Genomic DNA, 18,686 nt, shown 5'->3' with positions numbered 1-18,686 from the left:
TGCCTTTTTCAGCGAGGCACCTTGTCATTTGCTGCAACGCACCCCATCATGTCCATGTGTTCAACAAATCGAAAGGAGGTGATCCGATGTCGAGTGATTTCGTTTTCCAGAACGTGGCCTCGCAGGATTGCACTTTCGGGAAGCAGTCTTCCCGTTAAGGCGCGAGATGCGCGGTGGGTGACCCCTTGGGTCGCCGCCACAGGCCGCGCCATGGACGGAAACACGGAAGGCCGCCGGCTTCTCAGAAGCGGCGGCCTTTTCCTTTTTGGGCGGATTACTGGGTCAGTGCGACCTTTTCGGTGTTGCGGATGATTTCTTGAAAGGCGGCGTCCAATTCTGCTCCGGTAGACGCCTCGAAGTAATGTCTCTCGGCGGCGGAGGCGTCTTTCGACGAACAGCCCTTCAGCACCGCCTTTGCCTGGTCCCGCTCGGTTGCCGACATGTCCTTGTCGTTCAGATCGAAGCCGATGGTGAAAATCTCAATGCCGTCATTTTTCATGTTGCCGCACAGCGCTTCGGCGTTGCCGCGCGCAAGGTCGCCCTGGCCGTTGTAGCTCCCCCCAGCCCCGGCGAAGGCGGTATTGAACTGGCCATCGGTCATCAGGATAGCAACCTTGGCAATCTTCTTCGCATCGGCATCCGATGCGCCGTTGCCGAGACCGGCATTCTTGATCGCGGTGCGCCATTGCGGCGACAGCATATAATAGGTCCACTGAATGGCGATCGCGCCGGCCGTATAACCAGCGGCCCGGAAATCGTCGATCGAATCGAGCAATGCGTCGGAATCCGCGGTCAGCGGGATCACTTCCGCATCAGGGCACCTGTTCATTCCCCCGCCATCGAGATGATCGTCCCGGTTGACCAGGGCATAATATTTCTTGCCGTTCCTGTCCGTGCGAACCGTGTCCGGGCCGTCGGCGCTCAGATCCGCATCGCCATTCTTGTTCTTGCGCTCTGTGGTGCAATTATCCGGATGTGGCATCGCCGCGCCAACAATGGAGATGTAGTCGCTGAAGGACGGCAGCAAGGCTTTGCCCGTCTTGGCGACAAGAAGCGAACTGCCTGCGACAGGTGGCAGCTCCGAGCTCCCTTGCGTCTCGGCATAGACGTTTTCCGCTAGCTTGCCGGCGTTCACGCCAGACGCGTAAGGCACAATCGCGACGCGGATACGGGGCCTCTTGGGATCCTGATTCTGGAGCATGGTCTGAACGGCGTTTCTCGCGGCTGCTCTCAGATCGCCGATCTTGTCGACGTTGCCCCGCTTGGCCATCGATCCTGTGATGTCGAGCATCATAGCCACCTCGACCGTCTTGTCCGAATAGAGCGCGGTGGTGGAAGCGGCGACGCGCTGCATGTCGCCGATGCCGAACAGCGGAAAATAGAGGGCGACATCGACATGCACATTTGCTTGCACGGTTTTAGCCGTCTTGTCGACGATCAGCTTGTCGAGCACCACCTGGTCCGGCTGCAGGATGCCCGCCGCGCTGTTGGCCACGAGAAAGGCCTTCACCGAATTGTCGGCATCGGCCTCCTTGATGACCCCGGTGGTCAGGTCGCGTGCCGTCGATGTTACAGCGGCGTCAACCACGCCTTGCAGGCTCGATTTGGCATTGTAGAGCTGCGAGATGTTGACAGAAAAGCCGGCGGCCAGCGCCAAGACCGAGGCAGCAAAGCCGAACAGGACCGCGAAATTTCCACCGCGATCTCTGGCGAACCCGCCGACCGCGTGAACAAGACCCCCGTAATTCCGCATCTCCAACAGCCTCCGCTTGCCTCGGCCTCGTCGCCGCGCAAAAGGCAATGCAGGATTCCAGCCGGATGACGCCGTGACGCTCCGAGAGCGAGCGGCTCGCAACTACCGCATTGTTTTTGTTGAACTTTGGTATGCGTCAGGGTGAATGACCGGTAAATGCAAAACCGCCACCGCGATTTCATTTACGAGGCGCTTACCATGTTGGGCCCAGGGATCGCGGCACATCCGGCGACGTCCTGTTGCGGCACAGCGCTTGTGTGCCGAAGCGGACCAGTTGTCCCCAGCTGCAAAACCGAAATGGTGAGGGACTAGGCCAGCATCCGTGCGCTGACCGTCTTGTCGATGCCGTGGTAGGGCGGATTGAACAGCCTGCCTTCCTGTTCATAGGTCCATACTTTGAACAGGCTGAGCCGGTGCGGGCCGAAGCTGTGCAGCAGCGGCACGTCGATGGCGTCGCGGCCGCGCGCGATGACGACGCGGCCGGTCCTGGGCCGGTTATGGCGCGGGTCGAACGTGTACCATTTGCCGTCCAGGAACACTTCCATCCAGGCCGAGAAATCCATCGGCGCCGGATCGATCGGCACGCCGATGTCGCCGAGATAGCCGTTCACATAACGCGCCGGGATGTTCATGCAGCGGCAGAGCGTGATCGCCAGATGCGCGAAGTCGCGGCAGACGCCCACCCGTTCCTCATGCGCTTGTGCCGCCGTGCGGGTCGAACGCGCATAGCCGTAGCCGAACGACAGGCGATTGTGGACATAGTCGACGATCGCCTGCACCCGCGCCCAGCCGGATGGAAGATGACCGAACAGCTGCCAGGCGAGATTGCTGAGATGATCGGTCTCGCAATAGCGGCTGCCGAGGAGATAAACGAGCACCTCGTCGGGCAATTCGGCCACCGGCAGTTCCCTGGCCAGCGTGTTGACCTCATCCGGCTCTCCGCTGTCCGCGACCACCGCGTCGTAGAGGATGCGAAAGCCTCCGGCAGGCGCGGTGAAGCGGCGGCAGGCATTGCCGTGCATGTCATGGTAGAGCCTGGTCGGCACGGATGGCGATGTCAGGACGCGCGTCTGCCGCTTGATGTCGGCCTGCCTGTCCTTGTGGATCTCGAGCAGCGAAATCACCGGAGTGGCCTCGGCGCATTCAATGGCGATTTCATAGCCGAGCCGGATCAGCATCGCAGGTCCCCCCTTCAACGGTCATGGAAAGCAGTGTCGTTGAAACGCCAGAGGGGAGCCGTGGTTCCCTGGCCCGTCCGAAAAGACACCCTCGCGCCTTCCCATGTCGGCGCCTTGACGTTACGGTTGCGCCCTCCCTCGACACGCTCCCCCGGACTTCAAGGAAAATCATGTTTGCAGGCAGAAAATTCGCCGCCTTCCTCTTCGATATGGACGGCACGCTCATCAACTCCATCGCCTCGGCGGAGCGGGTGTGGAGCGATTGGGCACGCCGCCATTGCCTCGACGTCGCCGCCTTCCTGCCGACGATCCACGGTGTGCGGGCGATAGAGACCATCACCGGCCTTGCCCTCCCAGGCGTCGATCCGGCGCATGAGGCCGACCTGTTGCTGAAAGCCGAGGCCGACGATCTGGACGGCATTATGCCGATCGCCGGCGCCGTGACGTTTCTCGAGGCGCTGCCCCCCGAGAGCTGGGCGATCGTGACCTCAGCGCCACGCTCGTTGGCGCTTGCACGCATGAAGGTTGCCGGCATTCCGGTCCCCGCCGTTCTCGTGGCGGCGGAGGACGTTTCCCGAGGCAAGCCGGCGCCCGATTGCTTCCAGCTCGGCGCAAGACGGCTCGGCGTCGACGCGCGCGACTGCCTGGTGTTCGAGGATGCCCCGGCCGGCATCAGGGCGGCCGAGGCCGCACAAGCGTCGGTCATGGTGATCAGCGCCACGCATCAGCACCCCATGTCGACGCAGCATGCCGCCATCGCAGGCTACGACGCCGTCGGCATCACCGTCGACGAGCGTGGCTGGCTGGCGCTTGAGGCCCAACGCATCGCCGCCTAGAGGTGGCGCTATCGGGTGTGTCGGGATTCAGGTCAGACCGAGTCGAAAATAGTGGCCGGTCTCACCTGAATCTCAACATACCCTAAAAATCGCTGGTCAGGCCTTTGACTTCCCAGTCGCCGTAGCGGCCGGGTTCCTTGCCGCCACGGCCGCCGATTTCCTTCGGCAGGGCAGCCTCCTTCTCGCGATATTCGGCGCGCCGTGCCTCGGCTTCCGCGAGGGCACGGCGGGCGGCTGGCGTCAGCTCTTTTGGCGGCGTGTCGCCATCGGTTTCGGCCGGCGTTTTACTGGGTTCGTCGTTCATGCGATATTTCCAGCGGATTGAAACGGGGACAGGCGTTTCCCATCATATAGCGATGAGCTCAGGACTATCGACCCCCTTTCGCGATCTGGACAGGAGCAGCCGATGAACACCATTCGCACCGCCATGCTTCTTGCCGCGATGACGGCGCTGTTCATGGGCGTCGGCTTCCTGATCGGCGGGTCGGGCGGCATGATGATCGCGCTGGTGATCGCCGCCGGCACCAATTTGTTCAGCTACTGGAACGCCGACAAGATGGTGCTGTCGATGAACCATGCCGTCGAGGTCGACGAGAAGAACGCGCCGGAATATTACGCCATCGTCCAGGCGCTGGCCCAGCAGGCCGGCCTGCCGATGCCCAAGACCTATCTGATCGACAGTCCCCAGCCGAACGCCTTCGCCACCGGCCGCAATCCGCAGAACGCCGCGGTCGCCGCCTCCACCGGCTTGCTGCAGCGGCTGACCCATGAGGAAGTCGCAGCCGTCATGGCGCACGAACTCGCCCACGTCCAGCATCGCGACACGCTGACCATGACCATCGTCGCCACCTTTGCCGGCGCCATCTCGATGCTCGGCAACTTCGCCTTCTTCCTCGGCGGCAACCGCGACAACAACCCGTTCGGCTTTGTCGGCGTGCTGGCGGCGATGATTGTGGCGCCCTTCGCCGCGATGATCGTGCAGATGGCGGTCAGCCGCACCCGCGAATACGAGGCCGACCGGCGCGGCGCCGAAATCTGTGGACACCCGCTGTGGCTGGCATCGGCGCTTGACAAGATCGCCCGTGGCGCCGAACGCATTCCCAACCCCGATGCCGAGCGCAATCCGGCAATGGCGCATCTCTTCATCATCAATCCCCTACACGGCGAGCGCATGGACAGTCTGTTCTCCACCCACCCGGCCACCGAGAACCGCATCGCTGCCCTGCAGGAAATGGCGCGGCGGATGGGCGACAGTGCCCCCCGGACGGCGGAACGCAGGGCGCCGGCGCCGCCGCAGGCCGACGAACCGCAATCGGCCGGACCGTGGGGCAAGCCGGCCGCACCGGAACAGTCCGCCGAACCCGCCAAGCCGAACTCCAATCCATGGGGTCGCAACCCGACCGGGCCCAAGGGCCGGTGGTCGTGAGCGTGGCGGACAGAGGACCTCGACGCACGGTTTCAGGCGAGCAGGAACACAAGGACGGCGGCGAATTCGTCGCCGGTCTCGCTGCCCGCAAGGCGGCTGCGCGGCTGCTTGCCGCCGTCATCGATGCCAGGACGCCGCTCGACGGCCTGACCGACCACGAGAACGGCCATCCGCAATACAAGGCGCTCGATCCGCGCGACCGTGGCCTGGTGCGCGCCATCCTGGTCACCGCGCTGCGCTATCGCATGACCATTACGGGATTGCTGGCGCGGCGCCTGGAAAAGCCGCTGCCGCCCAACGCCACCGCTTTGTCCCACATCCTGCATGTGGCGGCCGCGCAGATCCTGTTCCTCGATATTCCCGACAGCGCCGCTGTCGACCTGGCGGTGACCCACGCCAAATCCGACCCGCGTACGCAGCGCTTCTCCGGCCTGGTCAACGGCGTGCTGCGCACCCTGGCGCGCGCCAAGGAAACGGAATTGCCCGCCGCCCTTGCCGCTACCGACGAAGCGCCAAAATGGTTCTCCGACCGGCTGAAGGCCGCCTATGGCGCCGACAAGACGAAGCAAATTCTCGCCGCCCACCGGCACGAGGCGCCGGTCGACTTCACGGTCAAGGCCGATCCCGAGCTGTGGGCCGAAAAGCTCGGCGGCATCGTGCTGCCGACCGGAACGGTTCGAGTGGAAAATCTTGCCGGCCCCGTTGTCGAACTGCCCGGCTTCGCGGAGGGCGCCTGGTGGGTGCAGGATGCGGCGGCCAGCTTTCCCGCCCGGCTGTTCGGCGATGTCAGGGGGCTGCGCGTCGCCGATCTCTGCGCGGCGCCCGGCGGCAAGACCGCGCAGTTGATCCTGGCCGGAGCCAGGGTCACCGCTGTCGACACCTCGAAGAACCGGCTGGCCCGGCTGGCGCAGAATCTCGACCGCCTCGGCCTTGCCGCGGACATCGTCCAGGCCGACCTCATTAAATACGAGCCGGCGGAGCTGTTCGACGCCGTGCTCCTCGATGCGCCCTGCTCGTCGACCGGCACGGTGCGCCGGCATCCCGACGTGCCCTGGACCAAGACGGCGGCCGATGTCGAAAAACTCGCCGACCTGCAAGGCAGACTGCTGGCCCGCGCCGTCACCCTGGTCAGGCCGGGCGGACGGATCGTCTTTTCCAATTGTTCGCTCGACCCGATCGAAGGCGAGAACCTCCATCGCGCGTTCCTCAAGGCGACGCCGACAGTCGCCGACGATCCCCTGCATCAGGGCGAGATTGCCGGCATCGATTCGTTCTTGACGGCGCAAGGCACTTTGCGCACCACGCCCGCTGATCTCGATCTCGGAGCGCCGGAGCGCTCGGGTCTGGACGGCTTCTTCGCCGCGCGCATGCGCCGGGCAGTTTAGGGCGCGTTCAGGTCAGGCCGGCATCACCCTGAATATCGCCTAATTTAGGGTGTGCTGAGATTCAGGTCAGACCGAGTCGAAAATGGTGGCTTCCGAGAACCGGAGCGGAGCGTACTTTTCGTACGTGAGCACCGGAAGCGCAGGAAGCTGCCATTTGCAGGCCGGTCTCACCTGAATATCAACACACCCTAAAGCATGTCGTCCAGACTCCAGTGGTTGCTCCAACGAGCATCGATTTCGTCGTCGACATTCTGGTAACGGATATCGGTCGACAGCCGGATCAGCCCTTTTTTGCTCTGGTTGGTCGTGGAGGCATGGATCATGTAGGGCGAGTGAAGGACGATGTCGCCCGCCTCGAAATCCGCCATCAGCCACCTTGTATCGAACCGTTCCGCCATGTGAGGCAGGTCCTTCGACACCCAGCCACCCTCTGTCATATTGCGGTTGTAGGCGCTGATGCGTTCCTCGGGACCGAGATCGGCATTTTCCTTGGCGAATTGTGCCTCAAGGGTAGCGCCGATGGCATGCGATCCCTCCAGGTAGATGAGACCTCCCATGTCGATCGAGGCATCGCCGATCGGTATCCAGGCCGTCACCACGCGGCTTGTGCCGCCGCGCAGATAGACGAGGTCGTAGTGCGCGGGCGTCGCGGTGGCGGTGCCGGGCAAGGTGAAGCGCATGATCTTTCGCTTGTGCAGGTAGGATAACCCGCCCGTGAAAGTGTCCATCAGGCGCGATAGGCGCGGCTGCGCGCAAAAGCCCTCATAGGCTGTCGAACGGACCACCGACATCAAGCGGCGATTGGCGAGTTGGTGATCGATGGCACCGTCGGAAGCGATACCGAGCGAAGGGTTGGTCGCCGGCTTCAAAAGTCCGCTATCGGCAAGATGGGAAAGCACCCAGCCGCGAAACTCGATCACCTCACTGCGCGGCAAGAGCCCTTTCAGCCAGACATAGCCTTGCGTTCCAAAAAGGCGGCGAATGGCCTCGACGCCGACGGAAGGGTCCGTCGGGGAAAGATAGCCCAGCCTGTTCGGCATCATTGACAGCACCTTGCCGTTGGCTGTCAAGGCAACCGGCGGGGCCCCCCGCAATGCCTGTTCGCCGGCTGATATCGACATTTCAATCACCTGGATGGCTTCGACCTTGGCAGAACAATAGCTTGGTATCTCAACTCTTCCCATGGGTGGAAAACCGACCCGGACCCTTTCGCTCATGACCAGCCGGCACTATGCCTTGTGCCAATCGCCACCGCCACAAGAGGACACAAGTCGCGGCATGAACCGGGTGTATGACCCGGAAAAGACGTGACTTTTTTAGGGACGACCCGGCCACGGCCGCGTGAAGTGGCTCGATCAGGCGAAATCGGCCTTCGCATAAGTTCTTGAATCATATAAACTTGCACCGGGGTAGAGGACGTTCAGGAGGGCTTTTGGCACTGGTTGCCAGCAACACGACGCGTCTTTGGACGCTTGTCGCGAAGGAGTTCTGGCGCAAGACGCGCCGGCGCTTGCGCGCCGGGCCAGTCTATCGCTGGCGCTATTCCGGGCGCACGCCCGAACGCGTGCTGATCGCGCCGCCGGACTTGCGCCTCGCCGACCCGCAGATCGCGCTCGAGATCTATTACGGCCGCTATCCCTTGTCGGGGCATCTGGTCGAGACTGGCGGCAAGTCACCCTTCCAGATCAATGTTCCAAATCACGGCTGGCAAAAGACGCTGCATGGCTTTCGCTGGCTTCGCCATATGCGTGCAGCCGGCACCGAGCTTGCCGCCGCCAATGCCCGCGCTCTGGTTTCCGACTGGATCACCATGCATGGCAGCCATATTTCCGGCATCGCCTGGGAGCCTGGCATCACGGCCAAGCGCATCATCGCCTGGCTGCAGCATTCTTCCGTGGTGCTGCAAGGCGCGGAGTTTCCGTTCTATCGCGCCTTCCTGAAATCGCTGGCCGTCCAGATCCGCTACCTGAGGTCGATGGCCCGCGAAATGCCTGACGGCAAGGACCGGCTGCGGGCCCGCATCGCGCTGGCCTTCGCGGCGCTTTCCCTGCCGGCACCGGCTTCGGCGCTGCGCGGCGCCACCCGCAAGCTGGCCGAGGAACTCAACCGCCAGATCCTCGCCGACGGCGGCCATATCTCACGCAATCCGATGACGGTGCTGGAAATCCTCGCCGACCTTTTGCCGCTGCGACAGACCTACGCCAACCAGGCGGAGGCGCCGCCGCAAGCGCTGATCGGCGCCATCGACCGCATGCTGCCGGCGCTGCGCTTCTTCCGCCACCAGGACGGCAGCCTGGCCCGCTTCAACGGCATGGGCGCCACGATCCACGACCGCATCGCCACCATCCTGCGCCACGACGACACCGCCGGAGCTCCGCTGCTGCACGCGCCGCATTCGGGCTATGAGCGGCTGTCGATGGGCGGTACCACCGTCATAGCCGATACCGGCCTGCCGCCGCCGGTCGACGTATCCAACGCGGCCCACGCCGGCTGTCTTGCCTTCGAGCTGTCGTCGGGCCGCCAGCATTACATCGTCAACGCCGGCATCGACACCTATGGCGCTGCCGAGTTCCGGCCGCTGGCCCGCGCCACCGCCGCGCACTCGACCGCCACCATCAACGACACCTCGTCGGCGCGGTTCACCCATTCGCTGCGGGTCAACGACCAGCTGGGTTCGCCCTTGATCGGCGGCCCGCAGCATGTCCAGTGCAAGCGCACCGACCAGAAGGGCGTTCACGGCTTCATCGCCCGTCATGACGGCTATCTCCAGCGCTTCGGCTTCCTGCATGAGCGCGACCTGAAGCTGTCCTCGAACGGCAATGTGCTCGCCGGCAGGGACCGGTTCCAGCGGCCCGGCAATGCCGCGATCCGCAACAATGGCCGCGACTTCGTCACCGTGCGCTTCCATGTCCATCCAGACATCAACCTTTTGCAGGACGAGCATGACCGCCTGGTGCTGACCGCCGACCAGGCCGACACCTGGGTGTTCACCTCGGCCGAAGTGGTGCCGGAGGTCGAGGAATCGATCTATTTCGCCGGCCTTGGCGGCCCGCGCCGCAACCGCCAGATCGTGCTTGCCTTCAAGGCGTCGGACGTGTCCGAAGTCCATTGGCAGCTGACGCGCACCAGCATCGCCGGCTACCCGGAAAACAACTGAACCGCCGCCAAACCAGTCGGCTCGCTCAAGCCTGCTGCGGGATACCGAAGGCCTGATAGGTGCTGAGCGATGGCCGGCCGGCGAAGGCGAAGCGGATCTTGTCGACCATCGCCGCCGCCTCGCCGCTTCGGTCATAGCGCTCGGCATCCTCGGCCGTGCTCCAAACGGTGATTGCCATGAACGTGTCGCGCGCCTGGTGCTGCTGCAGCAGCACGGCGCTGATATTGCCGTCGGCGGCGCGGATGGCGGGGATCGCCTCGGCCTCGTAGACGGCCCGCAACTGCTCCGTCGTGTCCGGCAACGCCCTGAACTGGCCAATACGCACGAATGCCATAGGTTTTCCTCCATCGCGAGCAGATGAGCTTATACTGGATGCCGCCAAATTGCATATGAAGCCGTCGAATGACGCGCGGCGCTTGATTTCCGGGCCTCATATGCTACGGCGCGGGCATCCATCACACCAGCCGTGAAAGGCCGCCAGCCCATGGCCGTCGCCGCCAAGAACATTCCCGCACCGGACCTCGTTCCCGTCCGCCGTGCCCTGCTCTCCGTTTTCGACAAGACCGGCCTGATCGACTTCGCCAGGGCATTGGCCGCGGCCGGCGTCGAACTGGTCTCGACCGGCGGCACCGCCAAGGCAATCGCCGAGGCCGGCATGACGGTGCGCGACGTTTCCGAGCTCACCGGCTTTCCCGAGATCATGGATGGCCGCGTCAAGACGCTGCATCCATCCGTGCATGGCGCGCTGCTTGGCGTGCGCGACGACCCCGAACATTCGGCGGCGATGCATAAATATGGCATCGAGCCGATCGATCTCGTCGTCTCCAATCTCTATCCGTTCGAGGAAGTGCGCCGCTCCGGCGCCGATTATGCCGCGATCGTCGAGAACATCGACATCGGCGGCCCGGCGATGATCCGCGCCTCGGCGAAGAACCATGCCTACGTCGCCATCGTCACCGATCCCGGAGACTATGCCTCGGTGCTGAATGCGCTGGAGATGAACATCGGCTCGCTGTCGCTGGATTTCCGCAAGAAGCTGGCCGCCAAGGCCTTCGCCCGCACCGCCAGCTACGACGCGGCGATCTCCGGCTGGTTCGCGGAAGCGCTCGACATCGAGCATCCGGCCTGGCGCGCCTTCGGCGGCAGACTGGCCGAGGTGATGCGCTATGGCGAAAACCCGCACCAGGGCGCCGGCTTCTATCTCTCGGGCGACAAACGGCCGGGCGTCGCCACGGCGCGCCAGTTGCAGGGCAAGCAGCTGTCCTACAACAACATCAACGACACCGACGCCGCCTTCGAACTGGCTGGCGAATTCGACCCCGGCCACTCCGCCGCCGTGGCGATCATCAAGCATGCCAATCCGTGCGGCGTGGCCGAGGGCACCTCGCTGAAAGCCGCCTACGCCAAGGCGCTGGCCTGCGACCCGGTCTCGGCCTTCGGCGGCATCGTCGCCGTCAACCGCACTCTCGACGCCGAGGCGGCCGAGGAGATCGTGAAGACCTTCACCGAGGTGATCATCGCGCCCGGCGCGACCGACGAGGCGGCGGCGATCGTCGCGGCCAAAAAAAACCTGCGCCTGCTGGTCACCGGCGGCCTGCCCGACCCGCGCTCGCCTGGCACGACGGTCAAGTCCGTCGCCGGCGGCATGCTGGTCCAGGGCCGCGACAATGCCGTGGTCGACGAGCTCGAGCTGAAGGTGGTGACGAAGCGCGCGCCGACCCCGGCCGAAATGGCCGACCTCAAATTCGCCTTCCGCGTAGCCAAGCACGTCAAGTCGAATGCCATCGTCTACGCCAAGGACGGCGCCACCGTCGGCATCGGCGCCGGCCAGATGAGCCGCGTCGATTCCTCGCGCATCGCCGCCCGCAAGGCACTCGACGCGGCGGAAGCGGCCGGCATGGCGGAGCCACTGACCAAGGGCTCGGTCGTCGCCTCCGACGCCTTCTTCCCCTTCGCCGACGGTTTGCTGTCAGCCATCGAGGCCGGCGCCACAGCGGTGATCCAGCCCGGCGGCTCGATGCGCGACGACGACGTCATCGCCGCCGCCGATAAGCATGGCATCGCCATGGTGTTTACGGGCGTCAGGCATTTCAGGCACTGAAGCACCTTTTTCCTTCTCCCCTTGCGGGAGAAGGTGGATCGGCGCGCAGCGCCGAGACGGTTGAGGGGTGCGTGACGGAGTGCCGCTGTTGCCAAGCTGGAGCACCCCTCATCCGACCTCGCTTCGCTCGGCCACCTTCTCCCGCAAGGGGAGAAGGAAGAGGCGCTATTCCACCGGCCGATCCGCCGGATAAGGCGTCCTGAGCAGGATCGCCATGCCTATAGCCAGGAACAGGATGATCACCGCCATGCCGAGCCGGGCCGAGTCGCTCACCGCGGTGATCGTCGCCACCAGGAACGGCGCCAGGAAACTGGTCGCGCGGCCGGCCAGCGCGTAGATGCCGAAATAGCGGCCGGATTCGGCGGCCGTGACGCTGCGCGCCATGTAGGAACGTGACGACGCCTGCACAGGACCGAAAGCCAGTCCGATGAGCAGGCCGTACAGGATGTAGGCCTTCTCCGCCGCCGTGCCGAACAGCCCGCCGGAATCGGTGGTCGGCAGCTGGATCAGGCCGAGCAGCGTGAAGCCCGGGCCGGTCGAGACGACGCCGATGGTGGCGACCGACAGCATGACCAGCGCAATCATCACCACGGCCTTTGAGCCGAGCGCGGTGTCCAGCCGTGCGGCGACCCAGCAGCCGAAGATGGCGACCACGTTGAGGATGATGCCGAACATGCCGATCTCGGTGATCGACCAGTGGAACATGCCTGCCGCGAACGTGCCGCCGAGCGCCAGCAGGGCGTTGACGCCGTCCTGGTAGATCATGCGGGCGACGAGGAAGCGGAAGATGCCGCCGCGCTTGCGCACCTCGGCCAGGGTCGATTTCAGCTCCGACAGGCCTTCGCGCACCGCGGGCCCGATCGGGATGCCCTTGATGGCGTCCGGCGTGAAGAAGAACATCGGCAGGATGAACAGGAAATACCAGCCGGCCGATAGCGGCCCGGTGGCCCTGGCGTCTTCGCCGAGCTTCGGGTCGAGCCCGAACAGCGGGTCGATGCCGATGATCGTCTTGCCGGTCTCCGGCGAACCGGCCAGGCAGGTGACGACGAAGATCAGCGCGATCATGCCGCCGAGATAGCCGAGGCCCCAGGCGACGTTGGAGATGCGGCCGATCTCGCTCTTCGGCACCAGCCGCGGCATCATGGAATCGTTGAACACGGTGGAGAACTCGGCAGCCACGGAAGCCAGCGAGAACAGCGCCACGACCAGGAACAGGTTCGAGCCGGGCGCCGCGAACCACAGCAGGATAAGGCTGGTGATCTTGATCGCGGCGAAGAAGGCGATCCACGGCTTGCGCGGCCCAGTCTGGTCGGCGATCGAGCCGAGGATCGGCGACAGCACCGCGATGACCAGCCCGGCGGCGGCGATGCCGTAGCCCCAGACGGCTTGGCCGGTATTGGGATCGCCAGCCATGCGCGAAACGAAATAGGGACCGAAGATGAAGGTGGTGACGACCGTGAAGAACGGCTGCGCCGCCCAGTCGAAGAACATCCATCCCCAGATGCCGCGTCCGGATGCACGCTGCACTGTTTCTACCGCCATGATGATTCCCCCGGCCGCGCCCGTGTCGGGCGCCATGTCTGCATGTTTTTCATGACCGCGCAAATGACAAGCGTCCAGCTGCCGTTCATTGCTCCTGGGTTCCGTACCCCCGCGAAAGCTACGCTATGCGCACATCTTGTGTGATTAGCGTGACTGATCGGCCGAGGCTTGATTGCCACGTGGTTCCCCCAATCCGTCGCTGCTTCGCAGCGCCACCTTTCCCCCTCCGGAGGGAAAGGAAAGGAGCGTTGCTGGACGCGCGTTGACGGCAAAGAGCTTGGCGCCTTTCCTCTGCCCCGTCGATCGGGGGAGAGGTGGCTCGGCGAAGCCGAGACGGAGTGGGGGTCGACCAGCGCGGCATAACAATGCATGCGCCAAGCTGCTATGCACGCTATCGACCTCACATCCCCGTCAGATCGCTCATCAGTCCCGATGCCACCGACAGCCGCGACACGGTGATGTCGCCGCCTTCGGTCAGCGCCTGCAGCCGCTCGCGGATGCGTGCCACCCGCTCGCCGCCGGCTTCCAGCCAGGCCGCCACCGGATCCGCCGTATCGGCATGGCCGGTGAGCGCGGCCACCGCGATGCCGCGTCGCGACGCGCCGATCGTGTCGGTGGCACGGGACAGTGCGAGTTGGTCATAATAGTCCGAAGGCGTGATCGAGCGCGCGGCGTCCTCGACGCGCGGGATGCGGAAAGCGTCGCTGACGGCGAAGAAAGCCTTGGCCGCGGCGACGATGTCGGCACCGGCGGTGCGCGCCGTCAGGGCGATGTCGGGGATCAATTCCGCCACCTCGCTCAGCGCCAACTGCCCGGCCAGCCGTTCCGGCGCGCCGGCCTTGAACAGCCCGTGCCGCTTCTCCTCGATCCGCTCGCGTGAAAAGGCCGGCAGCAGCGAAACGAGTTTCGGCTCCAGCGCCTTGCGCGCTTCCTGCAGCTCGGCGATGCGCTGACCGAGCGGCGCCGTGCCGGCATCGTTCTTCAGATACCAGCCGCTGGTCACATAGATCAGCCGGCTGACCATCTGGTAGAGATCGAGCTGCACCTGGCCGTCGATCTGGCTGTCGAGTGCGTCGATCTCGCGATAGAGCGCCGGCAGCGCAAAGCCGTCGCGCACCACCGCGAAGGTGCACACCACGTCGGCGGCGGTGCGGCCTGTGGCTTCCTGCAGCCGGTTGACGAAGGACGGGCCGCCGCGATTGACGAGGTCGTTGGCGACGACACGGGCAATGATCTCGCGGCGCAGCCTATGGCCATGGATCTCGGCGGCGTATTTCTTGCTCATCCGGTCCGGGAAATAGCCCATCAGGTCGCGGTCGAAATGCGCATCATCAGGCACGTCGCTGGCGACGATGTCGGAAAACAGCACGATCTTGGCGTAGGCGAGCAGCACGCCGAGCTCTGCCCGGGTCAGCGGCTCGCCGCGTGCCTCGCGCTCGGCAAGTGCTGCCGGCGACGGCAGCGTCTCGACGGCACGGTCGAGCAGGCCGCGGGCCTCGAGCGCGGTCATGAACCGGGCCTGATGCGCGATGTCGGCGAGCCCGCGCTTGCGCGCGATCGAAAGCGCCAGCGTCTGCTGGTAGTTGTTCGACAGCACCAGCGAGCCGACCTCGCCGGTCATCTCGGCCAGCAGCTTGTTGCGCGCCGGGCGCGTCAGCGATCCTTTGCGCATGGCCGACGCCAACGCGATCTTGATGTTGACCTCGACGTCGGAACAGTTGACGCCGCCCGAATTGTCGATGGCGTCGGAATTGCAGCGGCCGCCATTCATGCCGAACTCGATGCGCGCCCGCTGCGTGACACCGAGATTGGCGCCCTCGCCGATCACCTTGGCGCGAACGTCAAGTGCCGTGATGCGGACGGCATCGTTGGCACGGTCGCCGACCTCGGCGTTGGTTTCAGTCGATGCCCGCAGATAGGTGCCGATGCCGCCGAACCACAACAGATCGACCGGCGCCTTGAGGATAGCGGTCATGATCTCGACCGGCGTGGCGGTCGTCTTGGCCAAGCCGATCGCCGCCGCCGATGCCGCCGGCAAGGTGATCGACTTCTGGTTGCGCGAGACGATGATGCCGCCTTCCGAAAGCTTGCTCTTGTCGTAGTCCTGCCAGGATGAGCGAGCGAGAGCGAACATGCGCTCGCGCTCGGCCATCGAGGCCGCCATGTCCGGGTCCGGATCGATCAAGATGTCGCGATGGTCGAAGGCGGCGATCAGCCTTGTCTTCGGCGATAGCAGCATGCCGTTGCCGAACACGTCGCCGGACATGTCGCCGACACCGACAACCGTGAAGGGCGACGTCTGGATGTCGCGGTTGATCTCGCGGAAATGCCGCTTGACCGCTTCCCAGGCGCCTTTGGCGGTGATGCCCATCTTCTTGTGGTCGTAGCCGGCCGAGCCGCCGCTGGCGAAGGCGTCATCGAGCCAGAAGCCGTGCTTCTCGGAGATCGCGTTGGCGGTGTCGGAGAAGGTCGCCGTGCCCTTGTCGGCGGCGACGACGAAGTACGGATCGTCCTGATCGCGCCTGACGACGCCGGCCGGTGGAATGACGCCGTCCAGCCCGATATTGTCGGTGATCGACAAAAGGCTGGAGACGAAATTCTTGTAGGCCGATGTGCCGGCCTCGAAGATCGCGTCGCGCCCGGCGCTCATCGGCAGCTTTTTCGGATAGAAGCCGCCCTTGGCGCCGACCGGCACGATGACCGCGTTCTTGACCTGTTGCGCCTTGACCAAGCCGAGCACCTCGGTGCGGTAGTCCTGGGCGCGGTCAGACCAGCGCAGGCCGCCGCGCGCCACCGGGCCGAAGCGCAGATGCAGGCCCTCGACCTCGGAACCGTAGACGAAGATCTCCCGCCACGGCCGTGGCGCCGGCAGCCCTTCCACCGCTTGCGAGTCGAGCTTGATCGCCAGCGACTGGCCTTTCTCCTTCGTATCGGCAACGAAATGATTGGTGCGCAGCGAGGCCTCGATCAGATTGAGGTAGCGGCGGATGATGGTGTCGTCATCGATGTTGGGCACATCTTCGAGCGCATCCTTGATCTTGGCCTTGAGATGCTTGGCTGCCACCACGCCTTCGCCATCGGCGGTCGGGCCAAGCCGGGCGATGAACAGCGCATGCAGGCCGCGCGCGATGTCGGGATAGCGGTTCAGTGCCGCGGCGATGAAGTCCTGGCTTTGTGGAATGCCGACCTGCTGCAGATAGCGGCCATAGGCGCGCAGGATGGTGATTTCGCCGGACCACAGGCCGGCGGTCTGGGCAAGGCAGTTATAGCCGTCATTGTCGACATCGCCGCGCCAGACCGACAGGAACGCGTCCTCGAACAGCGCGCCGCCATCGCCGAGGTCGATCGGCTTGCCATAGCTGTTCTCCAACTCCATGTCGTGGATGAAGACCCGGCCGGACTGCACGTCACCAACCTCGAAGGTGCGCTCGCTGATGACGCGAAAGCCGATGTTTTCCAGCAGCGGAACCCGACGCGACAGCGCCACCGGGCTGGCATGGTGAAAAATCTTCAGCGCCGCCTGATGCGGCTTCTGCTCGGCATGGCGGTAGTAGTCGATGGCGATCGGATTGTCGGCGCCGATCTTGGCGATGCGCCCGGCATCGACCAATGCCTCCGCCGCGCTGAACGAATCGCGATAGCTCTCCGGCAGCCTCGCGGCGATCGCCTTCAGCGCCTGGTCGCCGCCATGGGCATCCGCCGCGTCGGAAAGGGCATCCTCCCAGGTGCGCACGATGTCTCGGATCGCCGCCTCGATCGTCGCCTGGTCGACTTTCGGCGTCTTGCCGCCGGAACGGCCGATGATGAAATGGACGCGCGCCAGCCCGCCTTCGGGAAAGGCCGGGTAATAGGCCGACAGCCGGCCCTCGAAAACGGTTTTCAGATAGGCGCCGATCTTCTCGCGCACGACACTGTCGTAGCGGTCGCGCGGCACGAAGACGAGGATCGAGACGAAGCGGTCGAACTGGTCGGCACGCACCAGCGCCCGCACCCGTGGCCGCTCGACCAGGCCGAGAATGGCCGCGGCGTGTTTTCTCAGGATCGGCACCGGCACCTGGAACAGTTCGTCGCGCGGATAGCTCTCCAGCACGTTGATCAGTGCCTTGCCGGAATGATCGTGGCGGTCGAAGCCGGACTTTGCGATGATGGTTTCGGCCTTGGACCTGAGATAGGGGATCTTCATCACCGAGCGCGTGTAGGCGGTCGAGGTGAACAGGCCGACGATGCGCAGTTCGCCCGCCAACGCACCCTTGGCGGTGTAGGTCTTGATGCCGATGTAATCGAGATAGATGCGGCGGTGCACCAGCGACTTGGCATTGGCCTTGGTAACGATCAGCGGCTCCGGCCCGTGCAGGAAGGCGCGGATTTCCGGTGTCGTCGTCACCGCTTCGGTGCCGCGCCTGAGCACCAGCACGTCGGGATCCGTCAGGATGCCGAGGCCGGCCTTGTCGGCGCGCTCCAGCGTGCCGCTTTCCTCGCCGCCGGTGTATTTGAATTCGCGCATGCCGAGGAAGGTGAAATTGTCGTCGCGCAGCCACTCCAGGAAAGCTATCGCCTCGGCGACGCTCTTCTTGTCGAGCGGCACAGCCGAATAGCGGAATTCCGAGATCGCCTGGTCGAGCCGGGCCAGCATCGGCCTCCAGTCGTTGACGGCGGCGTGGACCTGGCCGAGCATCTTGCGCAGCCGCTCGGTCAAGCCGTTCGCAGCCTCCGCCGTCAGCCGCGGAATATGAACGTGGATGACGCTCAGCCGATCGTGGCTGCCGTCGTCCTTGGCGAAATTGCCATCGCCGAGGATCTCTTCCACTCCGCCCTTGCCGTGGCGAACGGTGATGACCGGGTGGGTGACCAGGCTCGGCTCGCCGGCGGTTTCTGTGACCTCGCCGAGGATGGAATCGAACAGGAACGGCATGTTGTCGTTGACGACGGTGATCACCGTGACCGGCCGGCCGTCGCGGAACACACCCGAATCGGCTTCGACGGCGACGACGCACTCACCCTTCTTGTGCCCGGCGACCGCCTGACCGGCGAGGTCGGCGGCGCGTTCGAGGTCGGCCACTTCATAGGCCGCGATGTCTTCGGCCGGCGCTCGGGCGAGCAAATAATCGGCAAGCCTGGCTGGCCTTTCCTCCGTTTTCGCCGCCGCTGTTGGCTTCTTCTTCGACTTAGCTGCGGTTTTCACGCTGGCCATGATGCTTCTTGCCTCCCGTCGCATGCTTTTGAGACTATGGTAGCAGATGACCGCTGTTTGGCGACAAAGGTTTGACGGCTTGCCAAGAATTGTCGGAATTCGGCGGCAAGCCATCAT

General features: G+C 64.6%; 12 protein-coding genes. 5 read left to right on the top strand and 7 right to left on the bottom strand.

What is annotated here, in order from left to right:
• Positions 1 to 274: 274 nt before the first annotated feature.
• On the bottom strand, positions 275 to 1,753 hold the full coding sequence (locus LB568_RS23620; protein WP_224731368.1) for a TadE/TadG family type IV pilus assembly protein: 1,479 nt from the start codon (positions 1,751 to 1,753) through the stop codon (positions 275 to 277).
• A gap of 308 nt (positions 1,754 to 2,061) precedes the next feature.
• Positions 2,062 to 2,931 (bottom strand): transglutaminase-like domain-containing protein, encoded by an 870-nt coding sequence (locus LB568_RS23615; protein ID WP_140573009.1) that lies wholly within the window; start codon positions 2,929 to 2,931, stop codon positions 2,062 to 2,064.
• A gap of 170 nt (positions 2,932 to 3,101) precedes the next feature.
• Between LB568_RS23615 and LB568_RS23610 the strand changes: the two genes are divergently transcribed.
• Positions 3,102 to 3,767 carry an HAD-IA family hydrolase gene (locus LB568_RS23610; protein ID WP_224731367.1) on the top strand — a complete coding sequence of 222 codons (666 nt, stop codon included), beginning with the start codon at positions 3,102 to 3,104 and terminating at the stop codon, positions 3,765 to 3,767.
• Positions 3,768 to 3,849: 82 nt separating this feature from the next.
• On the opposite strand, the gene LB568_RS23605 is transcribed toward LB568_RS23610, so the two are convergent.
• Positions 3,850 to 4,071, bottom strand: coding sequence for a DUF1674 domain-containing protein (locus tag LB568_RS23605; RefSeq protein ID WP_023777560.1), 222 nt, complete (start codon positions 4,069 to 4,071; stop codon positions 3,850 to 3,852).
• 102 nt (positions 4,072 to 4,173) lie between these two features.
• Between LB568_RS23605 and htpX the strand changes: the two genes are divergently transcribed.
• A complete protein-coding gene (htpX, locus tag LB568_RS23600; protein ID WP_013892406.1) occupies positions 4,174 to 5,193 on the top strand; it encodes a zinc metalloprotease HtpX in 1,020 nt (339 codons plus the stop codon).
• On the top strand, positions 5,151 to 6,578 hold the full coding sequence (locus LB568_RS23595) for an RsmB/NOP family class I SAM-dependent RNA methyltransferase (RefSeq protein WP_224731366.1): 1,428 nt from the start codon (positions 5,151 to 5,153) through the stop codon (positions 6,576 to 6,578). Before htpX ends, LB568_RS23595 begins: the two co-directional genes overlap by 43 nt.
• 188 nt (positions 6,579 to 6,766) lie before the next feature.
• Here LB568_RS23595 and LB568_RS23590 read toward each other — a convergent pair whose 3' ends face one another.
• Positions 6,767 to 7,699, bottom strand: a complete 933-nt coding sequence (locus LB568_RS23590; protein ID WP_224731365.1) for a phytanoyl-CoA dioxygenase family protein — start codon at positions 7,697 to 7,699, stop codon at positions 6,767 to 6,769.
• 311 nt (positions 7,700 to 8,010) lie between these two features.
• Here LB568_RS23590 and LB568_RS23585 point away from each other — a divergent pair, with 311 nt between their 5' ends.
• Complete coding sequence (locus LB568_RS23585) at positions 8,011 to 9,735, top strand: heparinase II/III family protein (protein WP_224731364.1); 1,725 nt, start codon at positions 8,011 to 8,013, stop codon at positions 9,733 to 9,735.
• A 25-nt stretch (positions 9,736 to 9,760) separates the two neighbouring features.
• Here the strand turns inward: LB568_RS23585 and LB568_RS23580 are convergent, their stop codons facing one another.
• A complete protein-coding gene (locus LB568_RS23580; protein WP_224731363.1) occupies positions 9,761 to 10,069 on the bottom strand; it encodes a putative quinol monooxygenase in 309 nt (102 codons plus the stop codon).
• Between the two features lie 150 nt (positions 10,070 to 10,219).
• Here LB568_RS23580 and purH point away from each other — a divergent pair, with 150 nt between their 5' ends.
• The gene (purH, locus tag LB568_RS23575) at positions 10,220 to 11,836 is read left to right on the top strand and encodes a bifunctional phosphoribosylaminoimidazolecarboxamide formyltransferase/IMP cyclohydrolase (protein WP_224731362.1); all 1,617 of its coding nucleotides are present in this window, start codon (positions 10,220 to 10,222) and stop codon (positions 11,834 to 11,836) included.
• Between the two features lie 165 nt (positions 11,837 to 12,001).
• Here purH and LB568_RS23570 read toward each other — a convergent pair whose 3' ends face one another.
• A complete protein-coding gene (locus LB568_RS23570; protein ID WP_224731361.1) occupies positions 12,002 to 13,378 on the bottom strand; it encodes an MFS transporter in 1,377 nt (458 codons plus the stop codon).
• A gap of 400 nt (positions 13,379 to 13,778) precedes the next feature.
• A complete protein-coding gene (locus tag LB568_RS23565; RefSeq protein WP_224731360.1) occupies positions 13,779 to 18,569 on the bottom strand; it encodes an NAD-glutamate dehydrogenase in 4,791 nt (1,596 codons plus the stop codon).
• Positions 18,570 to 18,686 lie beyond the last annotated feature (117 nt).

This window comes from Mesorhizobium sp. B263B2A, from assembly GCF_020165775.1.
GTDB classification, from domain to species: Bacteria; Pseudomonadota; Alphaproteobacteria; order Rhizobiales; family Rhizobiaceae; genus Mesorhizobium; species Mesorhizobium opportunistum.
Note: the sequence above shows the minus strand (reverse complement) of the source record. Positions and strands in the feature narration are given on the sequence as shown.

Excerpts from the sequence above, each read along its gene's own strand:
- LB568_RS23620 (WP_224731368.1), bottom strand. The coding sequence starts at position 1,753 with ATGCGGAATTACGGGGGTCTTGTTCACGCGGTCGGCGGGTTCGCCAGA.
- LB568_RS23615 (WP_140573009.1), bottom strand. The coding sequence starts at position 2,931 with ATGCTGATCCGGCTCGGCTATGAAATCGCCATTGAATGCGCCGAGGCC.
- LB568_RS23610 (WP_224731367.1), top strand. The coding sequence starts at position 3,102 with ATGTTTGCAGGCAGAAAATTCGCCGCCTTCCTCTTCGATATGGACGGC.
- LB568_RS23605 (WP_023777560.1), bottom strand. The coding sequence starts at position 4,071 with ATGAACGACGAACCCAGTAAAACGCCGGCCGAAACCGATGGCGACACG.
- htpX (WP_013892406.1), top strand. The coding sequence starts at position 4,174 with ATGAACACCATTCGCACCGCCATGCTTCTTGCCGCGATGACGGCGCTG.
- LB568_RS23595 (WP_224731366.1), top strand. The coding sequence starts at position 5,151 with ATGGGGTCGCAACCCGACCGGGCCCAAGGGCCGGTGGTCGTGAGCGTG.
- LB568_RS23590 (WP_224731365.1), bottom strand. The coding sequence starts at position 7,699 with ATGTCGATATCAGCCGGCGAACAGGCATTGCGGGGGGCCCCGCCGGTT.
- LB568_RS23580 (WP_224731363.1), bottom strand. The coding sequence starts at position 10,069 with ATGGCATTCGTGCGTATTGGCCAGTTCAGGGCGTTGCCGGACACGACG.
- purH (WP_224731362.1), top strand. The coding sequence starts at position 10,220 with ATGGCCGTCGCCGCCAAGAACATTCCCGCACCGGACCTCGTTCCCGTC.
- LB568_RS23570 (WP_224731361.1), bottom strand. The coding sequence starts at position 13,378 with ATGGCGGTAGAAACAGTGCAGCGTGCATCCGGACGCGGCATCTGGGGA.
- LB568_RS23565 (WP_224731360.1), bottom strand. The coding sequence starts at position 18,569 with ATGGCCAGCGTGAAAACCGCAGCTAAGTCGAAGAAGAAGCCAACAGCG.